Annotated in this window: 20 protein-coding genes; 11 read left to right on the top strand and 9 right to left on the bottom strand. The window is 59.9% G+C overall.

The window, feature by feature from the left end:
* Nucleotides 1-12: 12 nt before the first annotated feature.
* A complete protein-coding gene (locus tag ND528_RS23500) occupies nt 13-564 on the top strand; it encodes a DJ-1 family glyoxalase III (RefSeq protein WP_212617184.1) in 552 nt (183 codons plus the stop codon).
* A gap of 4 nt (nt 565-568) precedes the next feature.
* On the opposite strand, the gene ND528_RS23495 is transcribed toward ND528_RS23500, so the two are convergent.
* From ND528_RS23495 to ND528_RS23485, 3 genes are all read right to left on the bottom strand, one after another.
* Nucleotides 569-856 (bottom strand): HigA family addiction module antitoxin, encoded by a 288-nt coding sequence (locus tag ND528_RS23495; protein ID WP_130912639.1) that lies wholly within the window; start codon nt 854-856, stop codon nt 569-571.
* Between the two features lie 14 nt (nt 857-870).
* The gene (locus ND528_RS23490) at nt 871-1149 is read right to left on the bottom strand and encodes a type II toxin-antitoxin system RelE/ParE family toxin (RefSeq protein ID WP_038861219.1); all 279 of its coding nucleotides are present in this window, start codon (nt 1147-1149) and stop codon (nt 871-873) included.
* Nucleotides 1150-1249: 100 nt separating this feature from the next.
* Entirely contained in the window at nt 1250-2485 is a 1236-nt protein-coding gene (locus tag ND528_RS23485) for an MFS transporter (RefSeq protein WP_212617183.1), read from the bottom strand.
* Between the two features lie 470 nt (nt 2486-2955).
* On the opposite strand from ND528_RS23485, the gene ND528_RS23480 reads away from it, so the two are divergent.
* From ND528_RS23480 to ND528_RS23470, 3 genes are all read left to right on the top strand, one after another.
* Nucleotides 2956-4401, top strand: a complete 1446-nt coding sequence (locus ND528_RS23480; protein WP_024014409.1) for a cytochrome ubiquinol oxidase subunit I — start codon at nt 2956-2958, stop codon at nt 4399-4401.
* Between the two features lie 3 nt (nt 4402-4404).
* Nucleotides 4405-5412, top strand: a complete 1008-nt coding sequence (gene cydB, locus ND528_RS23475) for a cytochrome d ubiquinol oxidase subunit II (protein ID WP_016773089.1) — start codon at nt 4405-4407, stop codon at nt 5410-5412.
* Between the two features lie 84 nt (nt 5413-5496).
* Complete coding sequence (locus ND528_RS23470; RefSeq protein ID WP_016773090.1) at nt 5497-5664, top strand: DUF2474 domain-containing protein; 168 nt, start codon at nt 5497-5499, stop codon at nt 5662-5664.
* A 72-nt stretch (nt 5665-5736) separates the two neighbouring features.
* Here ND528_RS23470 and ND528_RS23465 read toward each other — a convergent pair whose 3' ends face one another.
* Together ND528_RS23465 and ND528_RS23460 are read right to left on the bottom strand one after the other, a co-directional pair.
* Nucleotides 5737-6861 carry a methyltransferase gene (locus tag ND528_RS23465; RefSeq protein ID WP_130912637.1) on the bottom strand — a complete coding sequence of 375 codons (1125 nt, stop codon included), beginning with the start codon at nt 6859-6861 and terminating at the stop codon, nt 5737-5739.
* Nucleotides 6862-7035: 174 nt separating this feature from the next.
* Complete coding sequence (locus ND528_RS23460) at nt 7036-7746, bottom strand: autoinducer binding domain-containing protein (RefSeq protein WP_178083759.1); 711 nt, start codon at nt 7744-7746, stop codon at nt 7036-7038.
* Nucleotides 7747-8059: 313 nt separating this feature from the next.
* Here ND528_RS23460 and ND528_RS23455 point away from each other — a divergent pair, with 313 nt between their 5' ends.
* Nucleotides 8060-8836 carry a ferredoxin--NADP reductase gene (locus ND528_RS23455; protein WP_263471334.1) on the top strand — a complete coding sequence of 259 codons (777 nt, stop codon included), beginning with the start codon at nt 8060-8062 and terminating at the stop codon, nt 8834-8836.
* Nucleotides 8837-8881: 45 nt separating this feature from the next.
* Here ND528_RS23455 and mscL read toward each other — a convergent pair whose 3' ends face one another.
* Nucleotides 8882-9295, bottom strand: a complete 414-nt coding sequence (gene mscL / locus ND528_RS23450; RefSeq protein ID WP_024014404.1) for a large-conductance mechanosensitive channel protein MscL — start codon at nt 9293-9295, stop codon at nt 8882-8884.
* 285 nt (nt 9296-9580) lie between these two features.
* Here mscL and katB point away from each other — a divergent pair, with 285 nt between their 5' ends.
* The 3 genes from katB to radA are packed head-to-tail and all read left to right on the top strand — an operon-like array spanning nt 9581 to nt 13140.
* The gene (katB, locus tag ND528_RS23445) at nt 9581-11122 is read left to right on the top strand and encodes a catalase KatB (RefSeq protein WP_130912635.1); all 1542 of its coding nucleotides are present in this window, start codon (nt 9581-9583) and stop codon (nt 11120-11122) included.
* A 57-nt stretch (nt 11123-11179) separates the two neighbouring features.
* Nucleotides 11180-11725, top strand: a complete 546-nt coding sequence (locus ND528_RS23440; RefSeq protein ID WP_263471333.1) for an ankyrin repeat domain-containing protein — start codon at nt 11180-11182, stop codon at nt 11723-11725.
* Nucleotides 11726-11772: 47 nt separating this feature from the next.
* The gene (gene radA / locus ND528_RS23435; protein WP_095181861.1) at nt 11773-13140 is read left to right on the top strand and encodes a DNA repair protein RadA; all 1368 of its coding nucleotides are present in this window, start codon (nt 11773-11775) and stop codon (nt 13138-13140) included.
* Nucleotides 13141-13254: 114 nt separating this feature from the next.
* Here radA and ND528_RS23430 read toward each other — a convergent pair whose 3' ends face one another.
* Nucleotides 13255-13623: a PilZ domain-containing protein gene (locus tag ND528_RS23430; RefSeq protein WP_130912633.1), complete on the bottom strand. Its 369-nt coding sequence runs from the start codon at nt 13621-13623 to the stop codon at nt 13255-13257.
* A 159-nt stretch (nt 13624-13782) separates the two neighbouring features.
* Here ND528_RS23430 and ND528_RS23425 point away from each other — a divergent pair, with 159 nt between their 5' ends.
* The 3 genes from ND528_RS23425 to yjiA all read left to right on the top strand — a co-directional run bounded on the left by ND528_RS23425 (nt 13783) and on the right by yjiA (nt 17192).
* The gene (locus tag ND528_RS23425; RefSeq protein ID WP_016773099.1) at nt 13783-15849 is read left to right on the top strand and encodes a carbon starvation CstA family protein; all 2067 of its coding nucleotides are present in this window, start codon (nt 13783-13785) and stop codon (nt 15847-15849) included.
* 15 nt (nt 15850-15864) lie between these two features.
* Nucleotides 15865-16062, top strand: coding sequence for a YbdD/YjiX family protein (locus tag ND528_RS23420; RefSeq protein WP_003228401.1), 198 nt, complete (start codon nt 15865-15867; stop codon nt 16060-16062).
* A 152-nt stretch (nt 16063-16214) separates the two neighbouring features.
* Complete coding sequence (gene yjiA / locus ND528_RS23415) at nt 16215-17192, top strand: GTPase (protein ID WP_263471332.1); 978 nt, start codon at nt 16215-16217, stop codon at nt 17190-17192.
* A gap of 113 nt (nt 17193-17305) precedes the next feature.
* Here yjiA and ND528_RS23410 read toward each other — a convergent pair whose 3' ends face one another.
* Both ND528_RS23410 and ND528_RS23405 read right to left on the bottom strand, forming a co-directional pair.
* A complete protein-coding gene (locus ND528_RS23410) occupies nt 17306-18010 on the bottom strand; it encodes a GntR family transcriptional regulator (protein ID WP_263471331.1) in 705 nt (234 codons plus the stop codon).
* A gap of 18 nt (nt 18011-18028) precedes the next feature.
* The gene (locus tag ND528_RS23405) at nt 18029-18733 is read right to left on the bottom strand and encodes a FadR/GntR family transcriptional regulator (protein WP_130912630.1); all 705 of its coding nucleotides are present in this window, start codon (nt 18731-18733) and stop codon (nt 18029-18031) included.
* Nucleotides 18734-18737 lie beyond the last annotated feature (4 nt).

Raw genomic sequence — 18737 nt, 5'->3', positions numbered from 1 at the left:
CGGAAAGCGCCCATGACTTCCAGAGCCCTGATTGCCCTCGCCGAGGGCATCGACGATTTGCAAAGCGTGACCCTGATCGACGTGCTGCGCCGCGCCGGCATCGAAGTGGTCGCCGCCAGCATCGAAGGCCGGCGCATGCTGACCTGCGCGCGCGGCACCCGCCTGACCGCCGATGGCATGCTGGTCGATGTGCTCGCGCAGAGCTTCGACCTGATCGTGCTGCCGGGCGGTGCCGTCGGCTCGCAGCATCTGGCGGCGCATCAGCCCTTGCAGCAGTTGCTCAAGGACCAGGCCAGCGCCGGCCGCCTGTTCGCCGCCATCGGCGAAGCTCCGGCTCTCGCGCTGCAAGCATCAGGCGTGCTGCGCCAGCGACGCATGACCTGCCTGCCCGGCGCCAGCCATCAGTTGTCCGGCTGTACGTTTGTTGATCAACCGGTGGTGGTCGACGGCAACTGCATCACCGCCCAAGGCTCGGGCGCGGCGCTGGAATTTGCCTTGACCCTGGTCGAGCAGCTCAGTGGCAAGGCATTGCGGGCGAGGGTGGCGGGGGAGTTGATGGCCTGAAGGATCAGCCGTGGGCAGCGATGGGTTCAATCTTCGGTTGCTCGCGATGCTCTGCTTGCCACAGGTCGTAGTCGGTTTGAACGCCTAGCCACACGCGCGCCTTGCCAATCCCTGCACGCTCAAGTCGCACTGCCAGGTCCGGGCTGATCGGTGCGTGCCCGTGCAGCACGCGAGAAAGGTGAGGGCGCGCAAAACCCAGATGCCGGGCCAACTCGCTCACACTGAGGCCAAGCTCAGGCAAGACATCCAGCAGCAGGGTTTCACCGGGGTGTGGCGGGTTGTGCATGGGCATGAGCCTGCCTCCAGTCAGTGGTAGTCCAGATAATCGACCAATTCGATATCCGAACCGACAAAACGAAAAATCACTCGCCAGTTGCCTGAAACGCTGAGCGACCAGTATTCACTCAGCTCGCCTTTCAACGGATGCAGGCGCCAGCCCGGCAAGTCCAGATCGCCGGGAAGTGTCGCTCGATCCATGAATTGCAACATGCGCGACAGCCGTTTTGCATGGTCGGCACGAATTCCACGAGTCGTACCTGTTTCATAGAAGCCACGAAGGCCTTTGTGCTGAAAGGATTTGATCATGGCGGCGAGTGTAAGGCGATACATTACACTCAGTGCGGTAACTATGTACCGCACGTTGTCGTTTGATATGTGCTGAGCAGGTGAGTTTTTTCCAAAAAACTCAGGCCTTCTCTTCCACCGGCACATGCATCCGGTCCCGATTTGCCAACGTCGGAAACAGTTTGATCCACGTCCCCGTCACTACCAGCGTGCCGATCCCGCCCATGACCACTGCCGGCACGGTGCCGAACCAGTGGGCGGTGAGGCCGGATTCGAATTCGCCCAACTGGTTGGAAGCGCCGATGAACAAGCCATTGACCGCGCTGACCCGGCCGCGCATTTCGTCGGGGGTTTCCAGTTGTACGAACGAGGCACGGATGACCATGCTGATCATGTCCGCTGCGCCGAGCACCACCAGCACCGCCAGGGAGAACCAGAACGAGGTCGACAAACCAAACGCGATGGTGGCGACGCCGAAGACGCCGACGGCGGTGAACATCACCCGGCCGACATTGCGTTCCACGGCAAATCGCGCGAGAAACAGCGACATCAGCAATGCACCCACCGCCGGCGCCGAGCGCAACAGGCCAAGGCCCCACGGGCCGGTCAGCAGAATGTCCTTGGCGAACACCGGCAGCAACGCCGTGGCGCCGCCGAGCAACACGGCAAACAGGTCCAGCGAGATCGCGCCGAGGATGTCCGGGCGGCTGCGGATGAAGCGAATCCCCGCCAGCAGCGAGTCCAGCGTGGCTTTGCCTTTATTCAATGGCGTCTGGCGTGCCGGCAGGTTGAGCATCAGCGAACAGGCGATCACGTACAGCAGCACGGTCGGGCCGTAGACCCAGACGCTGCCGAATGCATACAGCAAGCCGCCGAGGGCCGGCGCGACGATAGTGGCCGACTGTTGCGCCGATTGCGCGGCGGCAACTGCGCGGGGAAAAAGCGCACTGGGGACGATGCTGGGCAGCAGCGCCTGTGTCGTTGGCATTTCGAACGAACGAGCGGCGCCGAGCAGAAAGGCGAGGATGAAAATCATCTCGCGGGTGACGTGATCGGTGGCACTGCCGATAGCCAGCGCCAAGGCAATCAACGCCTGCAACGACTGGCAAAGCGCGGCGACCTTGCGCCGGTCATAGCGATCCGCGACATGCCCGGTGTGCAGCATGAACAGCACGCGCGGGGCGAATTCGACCAGCCCGACCAAACCTAGATCCAGCACGTTGCCGGTCAGTTGATACAGGTTCCAGCCGATCGCCACTGTAAGCATCTGAAAACCGCTGGCGGTGAAAATCCGCGCCAGCCAGAAAGCCATGAACGGACGATGGTGACGTAACAGCAGGGGCTCTTGTGTGGGCATCTGAAGGCAGGTCTTGGACGAGTGAACGGCGAGATTATCACCAGTCTGTAACAGGAAGTTGCTACGAGAAACAATTCACTTAGCCAGACATTGATCTTTCATGCTGACAATCAACCCTGTGGTGAGGGGATTTATCCCCGTTCGGCTGCGCAGCAGTCGTCGCTTCGAGATTTTGGCGCCGCTGCGCGACCCAACGGGGATAAATCCCTTGGCCACAGGAGAGTGAGGCAACTTGTCACGCGGCAAACCACCACGCAGTTCATTGGCAGAAATGGGACTACTCTTTCAACGTTGCTTGATCCAGATCAAGACCCCGACCGGAACTGATCTGGCGGCCATTTGGCCAGACTCCCTGCGTTGCGATGGTTGCAAAAAAAGAACGAATCCGAATTCGCCGCACTCCATATCCGTGGGGGCAGTGGTGCAGGCCTCCGGGCCAGCTACCCGTATTACCTGACAGAGGAAGCCATATGTTCGGTTTAGAGGCTCTCGATCTCGCCCGAATTCAGTTCGCGTTCACCATCTCGTTCCACATTCTGTTCCCGGCCATCACCATTGGCCTGGCGAGTTACCTGGCAGTGCTCGAAGGTTTGTGGCTGAAGACCCGCAACGACACCTACCGCGATCTCTACCATTTCTGGTCGAAGATTTTTGCCGTCAACTTCGGCATGGGCGTGGTTTCCGGGCTGGTCATGGCCTATCAGTTCGGCACCAACTGGAGTCGGTTCTCCGACTTCGCCGGTGCCGTCACCGGGCCGTTGCTGACTTATGAAGTGCTCACAGCGTTCTTCCTCGAGGCCGGTTTTCTTGGCGTGATGCTGTTCGGCTGGAACAAGGTCGGGCGCGGCCTGCACTTCTTCTCGACGGTGATGGTGGCGATCGGCACGCTGATTTCGACCTTTTGGATTCTCGCCTCCAACAGTTGGATGCAGACCCCGCAAGGTTTTGAAATCGTCAACGGTCAGGTGATCCCCACCGACTGGCTGGCAATCATCTTCAACCCCTCATTCCCTTACCGGCTGATGCACATGGCCACGGCCGCGTTCGTCGCGACGGCGTTCTTCGTCGGCTCGTCGGCGGCCTGGCACCTGCTGCGCGGCAGGGACAACCCGGCGATCCGCACCATGCTGTCGATGGCGATGTGGATGGCGTTGATCGTCGCGCCGATCCAGGCAGTGATCGGCGACTTCCACGGGCTCAATACGCTCAAGCATCAGCCAGCGAAAATCGCCGCGATCGAAGGCCACTGGGAAAACCATGGCGACGAGGCGACGCCGCTGATCCTGTTCGGCTGGCCGGACATGAAAGAAGAACGCACCAAGTTCGCAGTGGAGATTCCCTACCTCGGCAGCCTGATCCTCACCCACTCGCTGGATAAACAAGTGCCGGCGCTGAAGGAATTCCCGCCGGAAGACCGGCCGAATTCGACCATCGTGTTCTGGTCGTTCCGGATCATGGTCGGCCTCGGTTTCCTGATGATCTTCACCGGGTTGTGGAGCCTGTGGCTGCGCAAGCGTGACTCGCTGTATACCTCGCGGCCGTTCCTGCATCTGGCCTTGTGGATGGGGCCGTCCGGCCTGATCGCGATTCTCGCCGGGTGGTTCACCACGGAAATCGGCCGTCAGCCATGGGTGGTCTACGGCTTGATGCGCACTGCCGATGCTTCGTCCAACCACAGTTTCATGCAGATGAGCATCACTCTGATCATGTTCGTCGTGGTCTATTTCGCCCTGTTCGGCGCCGGTCTTGGCTACATGATGCGCCTGGTGCGCAAAGGGCCGAAGATCAGCGAAGGCAGCGAAACGCCGGACGGTGGTCCAGGCAAGAAACGCACCCCGGCGCGTCCGCTGTCCGCAGCCGACGATCCGGCCGAGGGCGAGCACGAAGACAACACTCGCTTGACCAAGGAGATTTGACTCATGGGTATCGATCTTCCGCTGATCTGGGCCGTGATCATCATCTTCGGCATCATGATGTACGTGGTCATGGACGGCTTCGACCTGGGCATCGGCATTCTCTTCCCGTTCGTACCCGGCAAGACCGATCGCGACGTGATGATGAACACGGTCGCGCCAGTCTGGGACGGCAACGAAACCTGGCTGGTGCTGGGTGGCGCGGCGTTGTTCGGCGCCTTCCCGCTGGCCTATTCGGTGGTGTTGTCGGCGCTGTACCTGCCGCTGATCTTCATGCTCATGGGCCTGATCTTTCGCGGCGTGGCCTTCGAGTTCCGCTTCAAGGCCAAGGATGAAAAACGTCACCTGTGGGACAAGGCATTTATCGGTGGTTCGATCGCCGCGACGTTCTTTCAGGGCGTGGCGCTCGGTGCGTTCATCGATGGTTTGCCGGTGGTCAACCGCCAGTTCGCCGGCGGTTCCCTGGACTGGCTGACGCCGTTCACGCTGTTCTGCGGTGCGGCGCTGGTGGTGGCCTATGCCTTGCTCGGCTGTACTTGGCTGATCATGAAAACCGAAGGCAAGTTGCAGGAGCAGATGCATGACCTGGCGCGGCCGCTGGCATTCGTCCTGCTAGCAGTCATCGGCATCGTCAGCCTGTGGACACCCCTGTCGCACCCGGAAATCGCCTCACGCTGGTTCAGTATGCCGAATCTGTTCTGGTTCATGCCGGTGCCGATTCTGGTGCTCGTCACCTTGTACGGCCTGATTCGCGCGGTGGCACGTAACGCCAACTACACGCCGTTCCTGCTGACGCTGGTGCTGATCTTCCTCGGCTACAGCGGCTTGGGTATCAGCCTGTGGCCGAACATCGTGCCGCCGTCGATCTCGATCTGGGACGCCGCCGCGCCGCCGCAAAGTCAGGGCTTCATGCTGGTCGGCACGTTGTTCATCATTCCGTTCATCCTGGGGTATACCTTCTGGAGCTACTACGTGTTCCGCGGCAAGGTCACCCACGAAGACGGTTACCACTAATCCCATGCTGGGCTTGCCCTGTGGGAGCGAGCCTGCTCGCGAAGGCGTCCGCAGTGACGCCTTGGCTTAACGGAGATCGATGCAATGACCGGCAAACATTCCCTGCACGACATTGAAGAAGCCGAAAAAAAGCCGCTGTGGCAGCGGCTCGGCTGGTTGGCCCTGATCTGGGTTGGCAGTGTCGGCGTGTTGTTCATCGCCGCCAGCCTGATGCGCATGTTCATGAATGCCGCAGGTTTGACCACCCACTGAAACATCCCGTCCCGGCGCCTTCGGGTACGGGTTTGCAACCCTCCTCACGGAGGGTTTTTTTATGCCGCAGATTTATTTGCGCGCCTTGAGGATGACGAATTTCGGCGTGGCCGCGACTTGCTCGACACCGCGGAACAGGCGCGCCAGTTTGCTGTGATAGCCCAGATGCCGGTTGCCGACGATGTACAGCGCACCGCCGACCACCAGCGCCTCGCGCGCCTGCTGGAACATGCGCCAGGCGAGGAAATCGCCGACCACCTGCTGCTGATGGAACGGTGGGTTGCACAGCACCACGTCCAGCGACTGCGGCGCCTGCCCGGCCAGACCATCGCCAGCGCGCACGATCACGTCGCGATCGGCCAATGCCGCGCGCCAGTTTTCGGCAGCCGATTGCACCGCCATGAACGATTCGTCGACCAGCGTGTAATGCGCATCCGGGTTCTGCAAGGCGCTGGCGATCGCCAGCACGCCGTTGCCGCAACCGAGGTCGGCGACCCGTGCGCTGCCAAGGTTATTCGGCAGATGCGGCAGAAAAGCGCGAGTGCCGATGTCGAGGCCTTCGCGGCAGAACACGTTGGCGTGGTTGAGCAATTCGATCGCCGGTTCGTCGAGGCGATAACGGGTCGGGTAGGGCGATGTCGCGGGCGCTTTGATTTCAGGCGTGGCAATCAGCAGTCGGGCTTTCTTCACGGCCAGCGACGCCTGCACCGGGCCAATGTAGCGCTCGAGCAGATCGCCGGCAGCGCGCGGCAGATGCTTGACCATGGCGGAGGCGATCACTTGCGCGCCGGGAGCGAGTTGTCCTTGCAGGCGGATCAACTGCTCTTCCAATAGCGCCAGCGTCTTGGGAACGCGGATCAGCACCCGGTCAAACGGCCCCACCAAAGGCTCGCTTGCCGGAATCGGACGGATTGCATCGAACGCCTGACCATTGCGCAGCAGATTCTTTTCCAGCCCAACGAAACCCAGGAACGAGTCGCCGCTGCTGCTGACTTCGACCTTGCCCAGCAGACTGATCGCCAAGGCGCCAAAGCTGTCATTGAGCACCAGCACGCGGGTACTGCTCGCCAGTTGTTCGCTGGCGAGATGATTGAGCAGGTATTCGTCTGCCGCGTCGAATGCTTGCAGCGGTTCATTCTGCTGTTCGGGCTGGCGGATCAGGTCGAGTTGGGCGAAAGGCGTTTCGAGCAAAGGCATGGGACGGGTACTCAGGATATTCGGCAGATATCCCGTGGCCTGGATGTCGTGCGACGGGATCCGACCGAGTGGACTGCGATGCAAGCGGTATGCGTCATCACTCGGAAAGGCCTGAATGGTACGTTTTTTTGCGGGCAAATACTTGCAGGATTACCGCGCGATAACGTTCAGCTGTCAGATGATCCCGGCCCGAGCGGCGGCAATCACTGCGGAAATCTTGTTGCAGACGTTGAATTTTTCGATGACGTTTTGTACGTGATAGTTAACGGTGCGTTCGCTCAGGCTGAGGATTCGCGAAATGTCGTGAGCGGTCTTGCCCATGGCGGAAAGTTTCATGATTTCCAGCTCCCGGGACGATAGCCTGGGCCTGCTGGGCTTGTCCTGTATTGGAACGGTGCGCGCATATAATTCGCTGAAGTGTCGGTTGGCGAAGAACAGATAACCGTAATGCTCATATAGCTCGAGCGGGCTGATCGGGCAGTGGGTCCGGGCCAGGCTGATGATGCTGCACAAACCGCTGGCTTCGTCATGAAACGCTTGCGACCAGCCATGCTGCAGCCCGTTGTTTTTCAACGCCTGCCACAACTCGGGCGCATCAGTGAAAACTCTTTCTTCCCAAACGATCGGCAATATTGAGTGATTGCAATGCGCTATTACGGGATCGATGTTGCGGTAGTTCTCTTTGTTGTACTGGATGTTCCATTCTTTCGGGTAATTATTGATTTGCAATGCGTTCAGATGAACTTCGCGATTGGGTGAGGTGACCGCGATGGCGCAGAAATTAAAACCCAGGTTTTCGGCAAATCTCAGCAGGATCGGATAAGCCGCCTCTATGCCCTTGGCAAATGTCAATTGTTTGAGTTGTGATTCCTTCCACGTTTCCATGAGCTTTCGCCTCCATGTCCTGATAGCGGGGCGCCGAATGGATCCAAAAGACCCGGCACGAATCGAAGTGTAGGATCATTCCGAAGAATTGCCTTACATTATTTCGAGATTTATATCTGAAGGTTATTCATAAAGCGTTCTTAGCAATACAGCCTGTTATATTCAGATTGCCATCTCAAGTTATTACTCTAAATACGACCTTGACAACATATCGAATGCGCAACGCAGATCCTGTTAATACCATTACCAATCACGGGTGTTTGGTAGCGCGATTTTGCGGGACACTGTGGGCAATCGTTTCAAGGAGTGCCTCATGACTGCCAGTGCCGAGAAGTACACCACCCAGACCTTGCTCGATTTGCAACCGTTGACGCCGAACCTGTTCACGCTGCGCACCAGCCGTGATCCCGGCTTTCGCTTTCGCGCCGGCCAGTTCGCCCGGCTGGGCGTCACCAAGGCCGATGGCAGCACGGTCTGGCGCGCCTATTCGATGGTGTCGTCGCCGTTCGACGAGTTTCTCGAGTTCTTTTCCATCGTCGTGCCGGACGGCGAATTCACCAGTGAACTGAGCCGTCTCCAGGTCGGCGACAGCTTGATGGTAGAGCGCCAGGCGTTCGGCTATCTGACGCTGGATCGCTTTGTCGACGGCCGAGACCTGTGGTTATTGTCGACCGGCACCGGGGTGGCGCCGTTTCTGTCGATCCTGCAGGACTTCGAGGTCTGGGAGAAATTCGAGCGGATCATTCTGGTTTACAGCGTGCGGGAGGCGCGGGAACTGGCTTACCAGGAGTTGATCGCCGGGTTGGCGCAACGTGACTATCTGAGCGAATACGTCCACAAGTTGCAGTTCATCCCTACCGTGACCCGCGAAGCCCATCCAGGCGCGTTGCAGGGCCGGATTACCACGTTGATCGAAAATGGCGAGCTGGAGCGAGCGGCAGGAGTTGAGCTCTCGCCAGAGCATTCGCGGGTGATGCTGTGCGGCAATCCGCAGATGATCGACGACACCCGCGCCTTGCTGAAACAGCGCGACATGCGCCTGAGCCTGACGCGCAAGCCGGGGCAGGTTGCGGTGGAGAATTACTGGTAACGAAAACGGCACCCGCGGGTGCCGTTTCAATGTGTAGCGAATGCCTCAGGGCCGCTCGTTCTGCGCTTTTAGCAGGTCGCGAATTTCGCCCAGCAGTTGCTCTTCCTTGCTCGGGATCGGCGGCGCGGTCGGCGCCACGGCTTCTTCGCGCTTGAGGCGGTTGATGGCTTTGACGCCCATGAAGATCGCGAAAGCGACAATCACGAAATCCAGCACCGTCTGCAGGAATTTGCCGTAAGCCAGCACCACTGCGGGCGCATCGCCCTGGGCCGCTTTGAGCGTGACAGCCAGATCACTGAAGTCCACCCCACCGATCAACAGGCCAATCGGCGGCATGATCACGTCGCCGACAAACGACGAAACGATCTTGCCGAACGCCGCGCCGATGATGATACCGACGGCCATGTCGACCACATTGCCTTTGACCGCGAAGGCCTTGAACTCGCTAAGCACGCCCATAGTTATTTCCTTGTTACAGATGAGTTTGGTGGTGGCAGTGTAAATCAGCGAAACGCCTCCTGCGCGAAACACCTTCTTACAATGCCCGTTTTTATCGACACATCAATTGACGATTAGTTTGCAAAATGCCAGCAATCGCGCGCGGAATACGCGCTAACCCGCTGACGTGAAAGCCAATTTCTTCAATCATGGCGTTACGTTCTTTCTATTTATGTTCCTCGGCACGGGCCTCTAGCCTTGTTGTGGCGCACCTGGATGCGCCCAATAAAACCAGAGGAACCTGATATGACTTCCGCTCTTGGACTGGGGGCTTTTCCCCATCGCCGCACTCTCGGCGTTCTCACCGCCAGCCTGCTGACCTTCTCGGTCAACGCCGCTCCGCTGACCCGCGATAACGGCGCTGCTGTTGGTGACAATCAGAACTCGCAAACCGCCGGCGCCACTGGCCCGGTCCTGCTGCAGGATGTGCAACTGATCCAGAAGCTGCAGCGCTTCGACCGTGAGCGCATCCCCGAGCGCGTGGTACATGCACGCGGTACCGGCGCTCATGGCACCTTCACCGTGACCGATGACCTCAGCGACCTGAGCAAGGCCAAGGTATTCGCCGCGGGCCAGAGCACGCCGGTGTTCGTGCGCTTCTCGGCGGTGGTGCATGGCAACCATTCCCCGGAAACCCTGCGCGACCCGCGCGGCTTCGCCACCAAGTTCTACACCGCTGACGGCAATTGGGATCTGGTCGGCAACAACTTCCCGACATTCTTCATCCGTGATGCGATCAAATTCCCGGACATGGTCCACGCCTTCAAGCCCGATCCGCGCACCAACCTCGATGACGATTCGCGCCGGTTCGATTTCTTCTCCCATGTACCGGAAGCCACCCGCACACTGACCGAGTTGTATTCAAACTACGGTACTCCGGCCAGTTATCGGGAGATGGATGGCAATGGTGTTCATGCCTATAAGCTGATCAATGCCAGGAATGAAGTTCACTATGTGAAGTTTCACTGGAAGAGTCTTCAAGGCATCAAGAACCTCACGCCAAAACAGGTCAGCGAAGTTCAAGGTCAGGATTACAGTCATATGACCAATGACTTGGTAAGTAACATCAACAAGGGCAACTTCCCGAAGTGGGACTTGTACGTGCAAGTTCTCAAGCCACAGGATTTGTCCAAGTTTGATTTCGATCCACTGGATGCAACCAAGATCTGGCCGGGTATCCCGGAGCGCAAAGTTGGACAAATGGTCTTGAACCGTAATCCGGCCAATGTATTCCAGGAAACCGAACAAGTTGCGATGGCACCAGCCAACGTAGTTCCGGGTATCGAACCTTCGGAAGATCGTCTGTTGCAGGGGCGAGTGTTCTCTTATGCCGACACGCAGATGTATCGCCTCGGCGCCAACGCTCTGCAATTGCCGATCAATGCACCGAAAACCGCAGTGAACAATGGCAATCAGGATGGCGCGATGAATTTTGGCGCCAGCCAGTCCGGCGTCAACTACCAGCCAAGCCGCCTGCAACCGCGTGAAGAGACGCCAGCGGCGCGTTACAGCCAGTCGGCGCTGGCGGGCAGCACCCAACAGGCGAAGATTCAGCGTGAGCAGAACTTCAAGCAGGCCGGTGATCTGTATCGCTCGTACAGCAAGCAGGAACGCCGCGACCTGATCGACAGCTTCGGCGGCTCGCTGGCCACCACCGATGACGAGAGCAAGCACATCATCCTGTCCTTCCTGTACAAGGCTGACCCCGAGTACGGCAGCGGTGTGACCGAAGTGGCCAAGGGCGACCTCAGCCGTGTGAAAGCACTGGCGGCCAAACTGACCGACTGATAGCCATGCGGCGCACGCGAGGGCTGTCCCGCCTCGCGTGCGCTCAAGGAGAGCCCGATGCGTATTTTTCTTTTATGCCTGGCCGGGTGCCTGTCGTTCACCGCGTGGGCGGCACCGGTCGAGCAAAGCCCCGAGGCAATCAAGGCGCAGTTGCAGGATTACTACTTCGACGCCGCGCGCCGTGGCGACGTGCCGATGCTCGAGACCTTTATCGAGTCCGGCTATTCCCTCGATACCCGCGACAGCAAGGGTTACACCGCACTGATTCTGGCGGCTTATCACGGTCAGGCGCCGGCGGTTGAGCGACTGTTGGCAGCGGGCGCGGACGCCTGTGCTCAGGATCAACGCGGCAACACGGCGCTGATGGGCGCGATTTTCAAAGGCGAGTTGCAGATCGCCCGGCGCCTGATGGCCACCGATTGCAGCCCCGACCAACGTAACGGCGCCGGACAAACAGCGGCGATGTACGCCGGGCTGTTCAAGCGTCTGGAATTGCTTGATGCGTTGAAAGCCAAGGGCGCCGACCTCAATGCCGAGGATCCGCTGGGTAACAGTGCCGTGCGTCTGGCCAGCGGCGAAATCCGTACCGCTGCGCCGCGCTGATCGGCGATGGCTGCGTTATCATCGCGTCTTTTGTTCCGGGGGTTCTGATGGCCAAGGCCAAGCGCATGTACGGCTGCACCGAGTGCGGCGCAACCTTTCCCAAGTGGGCCGGGCAGTGCGGTGAGTGCGGTGCCTGGAACACCCTGACCGAAACCATGATCGAAAGCGGCGGCGCCACGGCACCCACCGGGCGCACCGGTTGGGCTGGCCAGCAGGCGCAGATCAAGACGCTCGCCGAAGTCAGCATCGAAGAGATTCCACGTTTTTCCACCGCGTCCGGTGAGCTCGACCGCGTGCTCGGCGGTGGTCTGGTCGATGGCTCGGTGGTGCTGATTGGCGGTGATCCGGGGATCGGCAAATCGACAATCCTGCTGCAGACCCTGTGCAATCTGGCCAAGAGCATGCCAGCGCTGTACGTTACTGGTGAGGAATCCCAGCAGCAAGTGGCCATGCGTGCACGCCGTCTCGGCCTGCCGCAGGATCAACTGCGAGTGATGACCGAAACCTGCATCGAAACCATCATCGCCACCGCCCGCCAGGAAAAGCCCAAGGTGATGGTGATCGACTCGATCCAGACCATTTTTACCGAACAACTGCAATCGGCCCCGGGCGGCGTGTCGCAGGTGCGTGAAAGTGCGGCGTTGCTGGTGCGCTACGCCAAACAAAGCGGCACGGCGATCTTCCTCGTCGGCCACGTCACCAAAGAAGGCGCTTTGGCCGGTCCGCGTGTTCTGGAACACATGGTCGACACCGTGCTGTATTTCGAAGGTGAATCCGATGGTCGACTGCGTTTGCTGCGCGCGGTGAAGAACCGTTTCGGCGCGGTCAACGAGTTGGGCGTGTTCGGCATGACCGACAAGGGCCTCAAAGAAGTCTCCAACCCGTCAGCGATTTTTCTCACCCGCGCTCAGGAAGAAGTCCCGGGCAGTGTGGTCATGGCGACGTGGGAAGGCACCCGGCCGATGCTGGTGGAAGTGCAGGCGCTGGTCGATGACAGTCATCTGGCCAACCCGCGTCGGGTGACGCTGGGGCTGGATCAGAACCGATTGGCGATGTTGCTCGCGGTGTTGCACCGCCACGGCGGGATTCCGACCCATGATCAGGACGTGTTCCTCAACGTGGTCGGTGGGGTGAAGGTGCTGGAGACGGCGTCGGATCTGGCGTTGATGGCGGCGGTGATGTCGAGTTTGCGCAACCGGCCGTTGCCGCATGATCTGCTGGTGTTCGGCGAAGTCGGCCTGTCCGGCGAAGTGCGCCCGGTGCCGAGTGGGCAGGAGCGATTGAAGGAAGCGGCCAAGCATGGCTTCAAACGCGCGATCGTGCCCAAGGGCAACGCACCGAAGGAATCGCCGGCGGGGTTGCAGATCATCGCCGTGACCCGCCTTGAACAAGCACTTGACGCACTCTTCGAATAACCCCAATCACCTGTGTAGGAGCTGCCGAAGGCTGCGATCTTTTGATCTTGCTTTTAAAAGACCAGGATCAAAAAATCGCAGCCTTGGGCAGCTCCTACAGTGGGCCGGTTTTGATCAGATTTCGATCAGCGCACCCAATTCCCGCTCAAGCTCCTGCGGATCACCGAGGTTGAACTCGATCAATCGGCGCAGGCGCTGGATCGACTCCAGGCTGATATGCCGGCAGATGAACCCCAAGTGGCCGTTTTCCTCGTGGGCCAGATGCACGTCCATCTCGATATCGACGTCTTCGCTCAAATGAATGTCGACTAAGAAGTCCTGCTCTTTATCCCCGAGCCACGGCTCCGGTCGTTCGATCAACAGACCCTTGAGCGACAGGTCGATCAGTTTGACCGGCCAAATGTACTCGCCCTGTTTCAGCTCGGTTCGGGCATCGAACGCAATACGTTTGAAACGACGTCGATTGGCGGGGTGCTCGCTCATGGCGCAATCCTCATGAAGGTTCGCTGACTATAGACCGCGAATGCGGGCGCCAGCCAATCGCTCAAGCGTCTAGACCTATGTCGGGGTATGGCCTTTGGCGCCGTAAGCGCTAAACTCGGGGTGGCTGTCTTTCTTGTCCACCCTGGCTGGAATAATAAAATGAAAAATAATAATAGCCTGCTGCGCCACTTACCCTGGCTCGTGCTGGCAATCGTAGGAGCGTGCGCCCTGGGCGTAGTGGCATTGCGCCGCGGCGAGGCGATCAACGCCTTGTGGATTGTGGTCGCTGCCGTAGCCATTTATCTGGTTGCGTACCGTTACTACAGTCTGTTCATCGCCAACAACGTGATGCAACTGGATCCGCGTCGGGCCACCCCCGCCGTGCTCAACAACGATGGTCTGGACTATGTGCCGACCAACAAACACATTCTTTTCGGTCACCACTTCGCGGCCATCGCTGGCGCGGGGCCACTGGTCGGTCCGGTGCTGGCGGCGCAGATGGGGTATCTGCCCGGCACACTCTGGCTGATTGCCGGTGTGGTGCTGGCGGGCGCGGTGCAGGACTTCATGGTCCTGTTCATGTCGACCCGACGCAACGGCCGTTCCCTGGGCGACATGGTGCGTGAAGAAATGGGCCGGATCCCCGGCACTATCGCGCTGTTCGGCTGCTTCCTGATCATGATCATCATCCTCGCGGTGCTGGCGCTGATCGTGGTCAAGGCCCTCGCCGAGAGCCCGTGGGGCATCTTCACGGTGATGGCGACCATCCCGATCGCGATGTTCATGGGCATCTACATGCGCTACATCCGCCCCGGCCGCATCGGCGAAATCTCCGTGGTCGGTGTGTTGCTGCTGCTTGGTTCGATCTGGCTGGGCGGGCAGATCGCTGCCGATCCGGTATGGGCCAAAGCCTTTACCTTCACCGGTGTGCAGATCACCTGGATGCTGGTCGGTTACGGTTTTGTCGCTGCATCGCTGCCGGTGTGGCTGATCCTGGCGCCGCGTGACTACCTGTCGACCTTCCTCAAGATCGGCACCATCGTCGCCCTGGCGATCGGCATCCTGATCACCATGCCCGAGCTGAAAATGCCGGCGCTGACCCAGTTCGTCGACGGCACCGGCCCGGTGTGGAAGGGTGGTCTGTTCCCGTTCCTGTTCATCACCATTGCCTGCGGCGCGGTATCGGGTTTCCACGCGCTGATCTCGTCGGGCACCACGCCGAAGCTGCTGGATAACGAAACCAACGCCCGCTACATCGGGTACGGCGGCATGCTGATGGAATCGTTCGTGGCGATCATGGCCATGGTTGCCGCTTCGGTGATCGAGCCGGGCGTGTACTTCGCCATGAACAGCCCCGCAGCAGTCGTCGGCAGTGACGTCGCTTCGGTGGCGCAGGTTGTCACCAGCTGGGGCTTTGCGATCACACCGGAAGCGCTGCAAGCGGTTGCCCATGATATCGGCGAAACCACCATTCTGGCTCGCGCCGGTGGTGCGCCGACCCTGGCGGTCGGTATTGCGCAGATCCTGCACAGTGTCCTGCCGGGTGAAAACACCATGGCGTTCTGGTACCACTTCGCGATCCTGTTCGAAGCGCTGTTCATCCTCACCGCTGTGGACGCCGGCACCCGTGCCGGCCGCTTCATGCTGCAGGACCTGCTCGGCTCCTTCGTACCGGCGCTGAAACGCACCGAATCGTGGGGCGCCAACCTGATCGCCACCGCCGGTTGTGTGGCGATGTGGGGCTGGTTGCTCTATCAGGGCGTGATCGATCCACTGGGCGGCATCAACACCTTGTGGCCATTGTTCGGCATCTCCAACCAGATGCTCGCCGGTATCGCGCTGATGCTTGGCACCGTGGTCCTGATCAAAATGAAGCGCCAGCGCTACATCTGGGTCACCCTGTTGCCGGCCACCTGGCTGTTGATCTGCACCACAACTGCTGGCTTCATCAAGCTGTTCGACGCCAACCCGGCGATCGGCTTCCTGTCCCTGGCCAAGAAGTACAGCGATGCGCTGGCCAACGGTCAGGTGCTGGCACCGGCGAAGAGCGTCGAGCAGATGCAGCACGTGATCTTCAACGCCTACACCAACGCCACACTCACCGCGCTGTTCCTGTTCGTGGTGTTCAGCATCCTGTTCTATGCGCTCAAGGTCGGCATTGCCGCCTGGGGCAAAAAAGAGCGTACGGATAAAGAATCGCCATTCCAGGCCCTGCCGGATGCGTAACCAGAGGATTGCAGCATGTTCAATGACTTGAGTCGCCTCGGTAAATACCTCGGTCAGGCCGCGCGCCTGATGGTCGGCATGCCCGACTACGACACCTACGTCGAGCATATGCAAACCAAACACCCGGACAAACCGGTGATGAGCTACGAGATGTTCTTTCGCGAACGTCAGGAAGCCCGTTACGGTGGCAAGGGTGGGCCGAAGTGCTGTTGAGCTGACAGCATCAGGTTGAGGTAATCCCCTGTGGGAGCGAGCCTGCGCGCGAATACGGAGTGTCAGTTGATGAATGATTTGACTGACACACTGCTTTCGCGAGCAGGCTCGCTCCCACATTTGTTTTTGTGTTCTTTTCAGGAGATCGAGTTTTGTCCTCTCCCATCCCGGTCACGGTACTCAGCGGTTTCCTCGGCGCCGGCAAGACCACCTTGCTGCGCCATTTATTGAAAGCCGAGCACGGCCTGAAAATCGCCGTGATCGAAAACGAATTCAGCGACGCCGGCATCGACACTCAGTTGCTGGGTGACGAGCCGGTGCAAGTCATGACCCTGGCCAACGGCTGCGTCTGTTGCACCATTCACACCGACCTGACCAAGGCGCTGTACTTGCTGCTCGAGCGCCTGGACAGCGGCGAGATCGCCTTCGATCGTCTGGTGATCGAGTGCACCGGTCTCGCCGATCCGGCACCGGTGGCGCAGACCTTTTTCATCGACGAAGAGCTGCGCGAGCGTTATCTGCTCGACGGCATCATCACCCTGGTCGACGCCGCTCACGCTGACGTGCACCTGACCCAGACCATCGCCCAGGCGCAGATCGGTTTCGCCGATCGCTTGCTGGTGAGCAAGACCGACCTGGTCGATGAACCGACGTTCACTGCGCTGAGCGAGCGCCTTACGCGAATCAACCGCCGCGCGCCGATCCGCGTGGTCGAGCATGGCAACATCGATCTGGCCGAACTGCTGGATGTGCGCGGCTTCAACCTCAATGCTGACCTCGGCGGTGGTCTGAGCCTTCGTCCGGTGAGCAAGGCACCGTCGATCGATCGCATCTCCAGCCTGGTGCTGCGCACCGATCAGACGCTGGATATCGATCAGCTCAGCGAGTTCATGAACGAACTGCTGGAAGAGCATGGCAAGCAATTGCTGCGTTACAAGGGCGTGCTGAACATTGCTGGCGAAGGCCGGCGCCTGGTGTTTCAGGGTGTGCTGAAACTCTACGGTTTCGACTGGGACACCGAATGGGCCGAGGGCGAGGCGCGGGAGAGTGTGATCGTGTTTATTGCCGATGACTTGCCGGAAGAGAAGATTCGTGCGGGGTTTGCGCGGGTAGCGGCGCAACAAGCCTGATATTTCAATAGCTCAAAGGGCCTCTTCGCGAGCAGGCTCGCTCCCACAGTGGACTGCATTTCTCCTGACAGAATGCGTTCTACTGTGGGAGCGAGCCTGCTCGCGAAGGCGATCTAGCCGACAGCACAATGCTCAAGGTCTGGACCGAGCAGTGTCTGCTCAAGATGATCCAGATGCCGATTCACCAACATGCCGGCCTTGCAAGCATCACCTCGCTCCACAACCTCAACCAGCGCCAAATGCTCCTGCCATGCGCAACAACTGCGCGTCGGGCTCTGACTCCGCGCAATGGCCAGCGACGTCAGCGGCACCAGACTGCGCAGAAAATACGCCAAGGGCACATTCCCCGCCATCCGCGCCAACTGCAGATGAAACTCCCCCGACAATCGAATCGCCGCTCCGCGCCGATCCTGCTCGACGGCGCGCTTCTCACGTTCGATCAACGTGCGCAGGCCAGTCAGTTGATCTTCACGCGGACGCTGACAGGCCAACCGCACCAAGGTGTTCTCAGCCAGCCGCCGCGCATGCAAGGTCTGCCGAATCAATTCCCGGTCCGGCGCCGCCACTCGCGGCCGATGATTGGCGCGCAATACCACGATCTGCTCATGACACAACTGCGTCAGCACCCGCCGCACATCGGCACGGCTGGAATTGAACATCGCCTTCAGACTGTCCTCGGTGAACCGGCTGTCTTCATCGATACGCTGCTCGAGGATCGCATCGAACAGTCGCGGATACAGATCTTCCGTCGGCGTGCCCAGGCGAGAGACGGGCAGGGCGGTCGATTGCGCGTGGGACGCTGAAGCGAAACTGTTCATGGCCGTTCTCCTGGCAAATCAGGTGGGCAGGTTGTCGTCCGGGATGTTCAGCTCAACGCCCATGCGCTGGCCTTCGCGCAGGATGTGCCGACGCATTTCGGCGCTGGCCTGGGCGCTGTTCTTGCTGCGGATCGCGCGGACCACGGCTTCGTTTTCTTCGAGGCGTTCGGCCAGATGTTCCGGGGAATTGCGCAACACTTCGGCGCTTTGCTTGAGGGCATTGCTGGTCTGTTGCACCACGCTCTGGAAAATCGGGTTCGAGGTCAGCGTGAACAGTTCTTCGTGGAAGGCGATGTAGGCGCTGACCCCGGCTTCGCTGTCACCGGCCTCGAGGGCTTCGCGCATGTCCATCAGGGTCAGGCGCAACTGGCCGACTTCCTTGCTGCTGATCGATTGTGCAACCAGACCGACGATGAACGGCTCAAGGGTGTAGCGCAGTTGCAGCACGTCTTCGAGACTGGCCCCGGCGACTGCGCTGTCGTGGCTCTGGCTGTCGCTGAGTTGCGCATCGAGGACGATCACGCCTTTGCCCGGCATCGAGCGTACCAGGCCGAGGGTTTCGAGGACGATCACCGCCTCGCGCAGACTAGGCCGGCTGATGCCCAGTTGTTCGGCCAGTTCGCGCTGGCCCGGCAGCATGTCGCCTGTGCGCCACTGGCCACGGGCCAACGCGGCACGGAGTTTTTCCACCACTGAATTGACGACGGTTGACGTTGTAATCACGTAT

Origin of the sequence: Pseudomonas mercuritolerans (assembly GCF_025706525.1) — a bacterium.
GTDB lineage: Bacteria > Pseudomonadota > Gammaproteobacteria > Pseudomonadales > Pseudomonadaceae > Aquipseudomonas > Aquipseudomonas mercuritolerans.
This window is presented reverse-complemented; position numbering and strand designations above follow the sequence as displayed.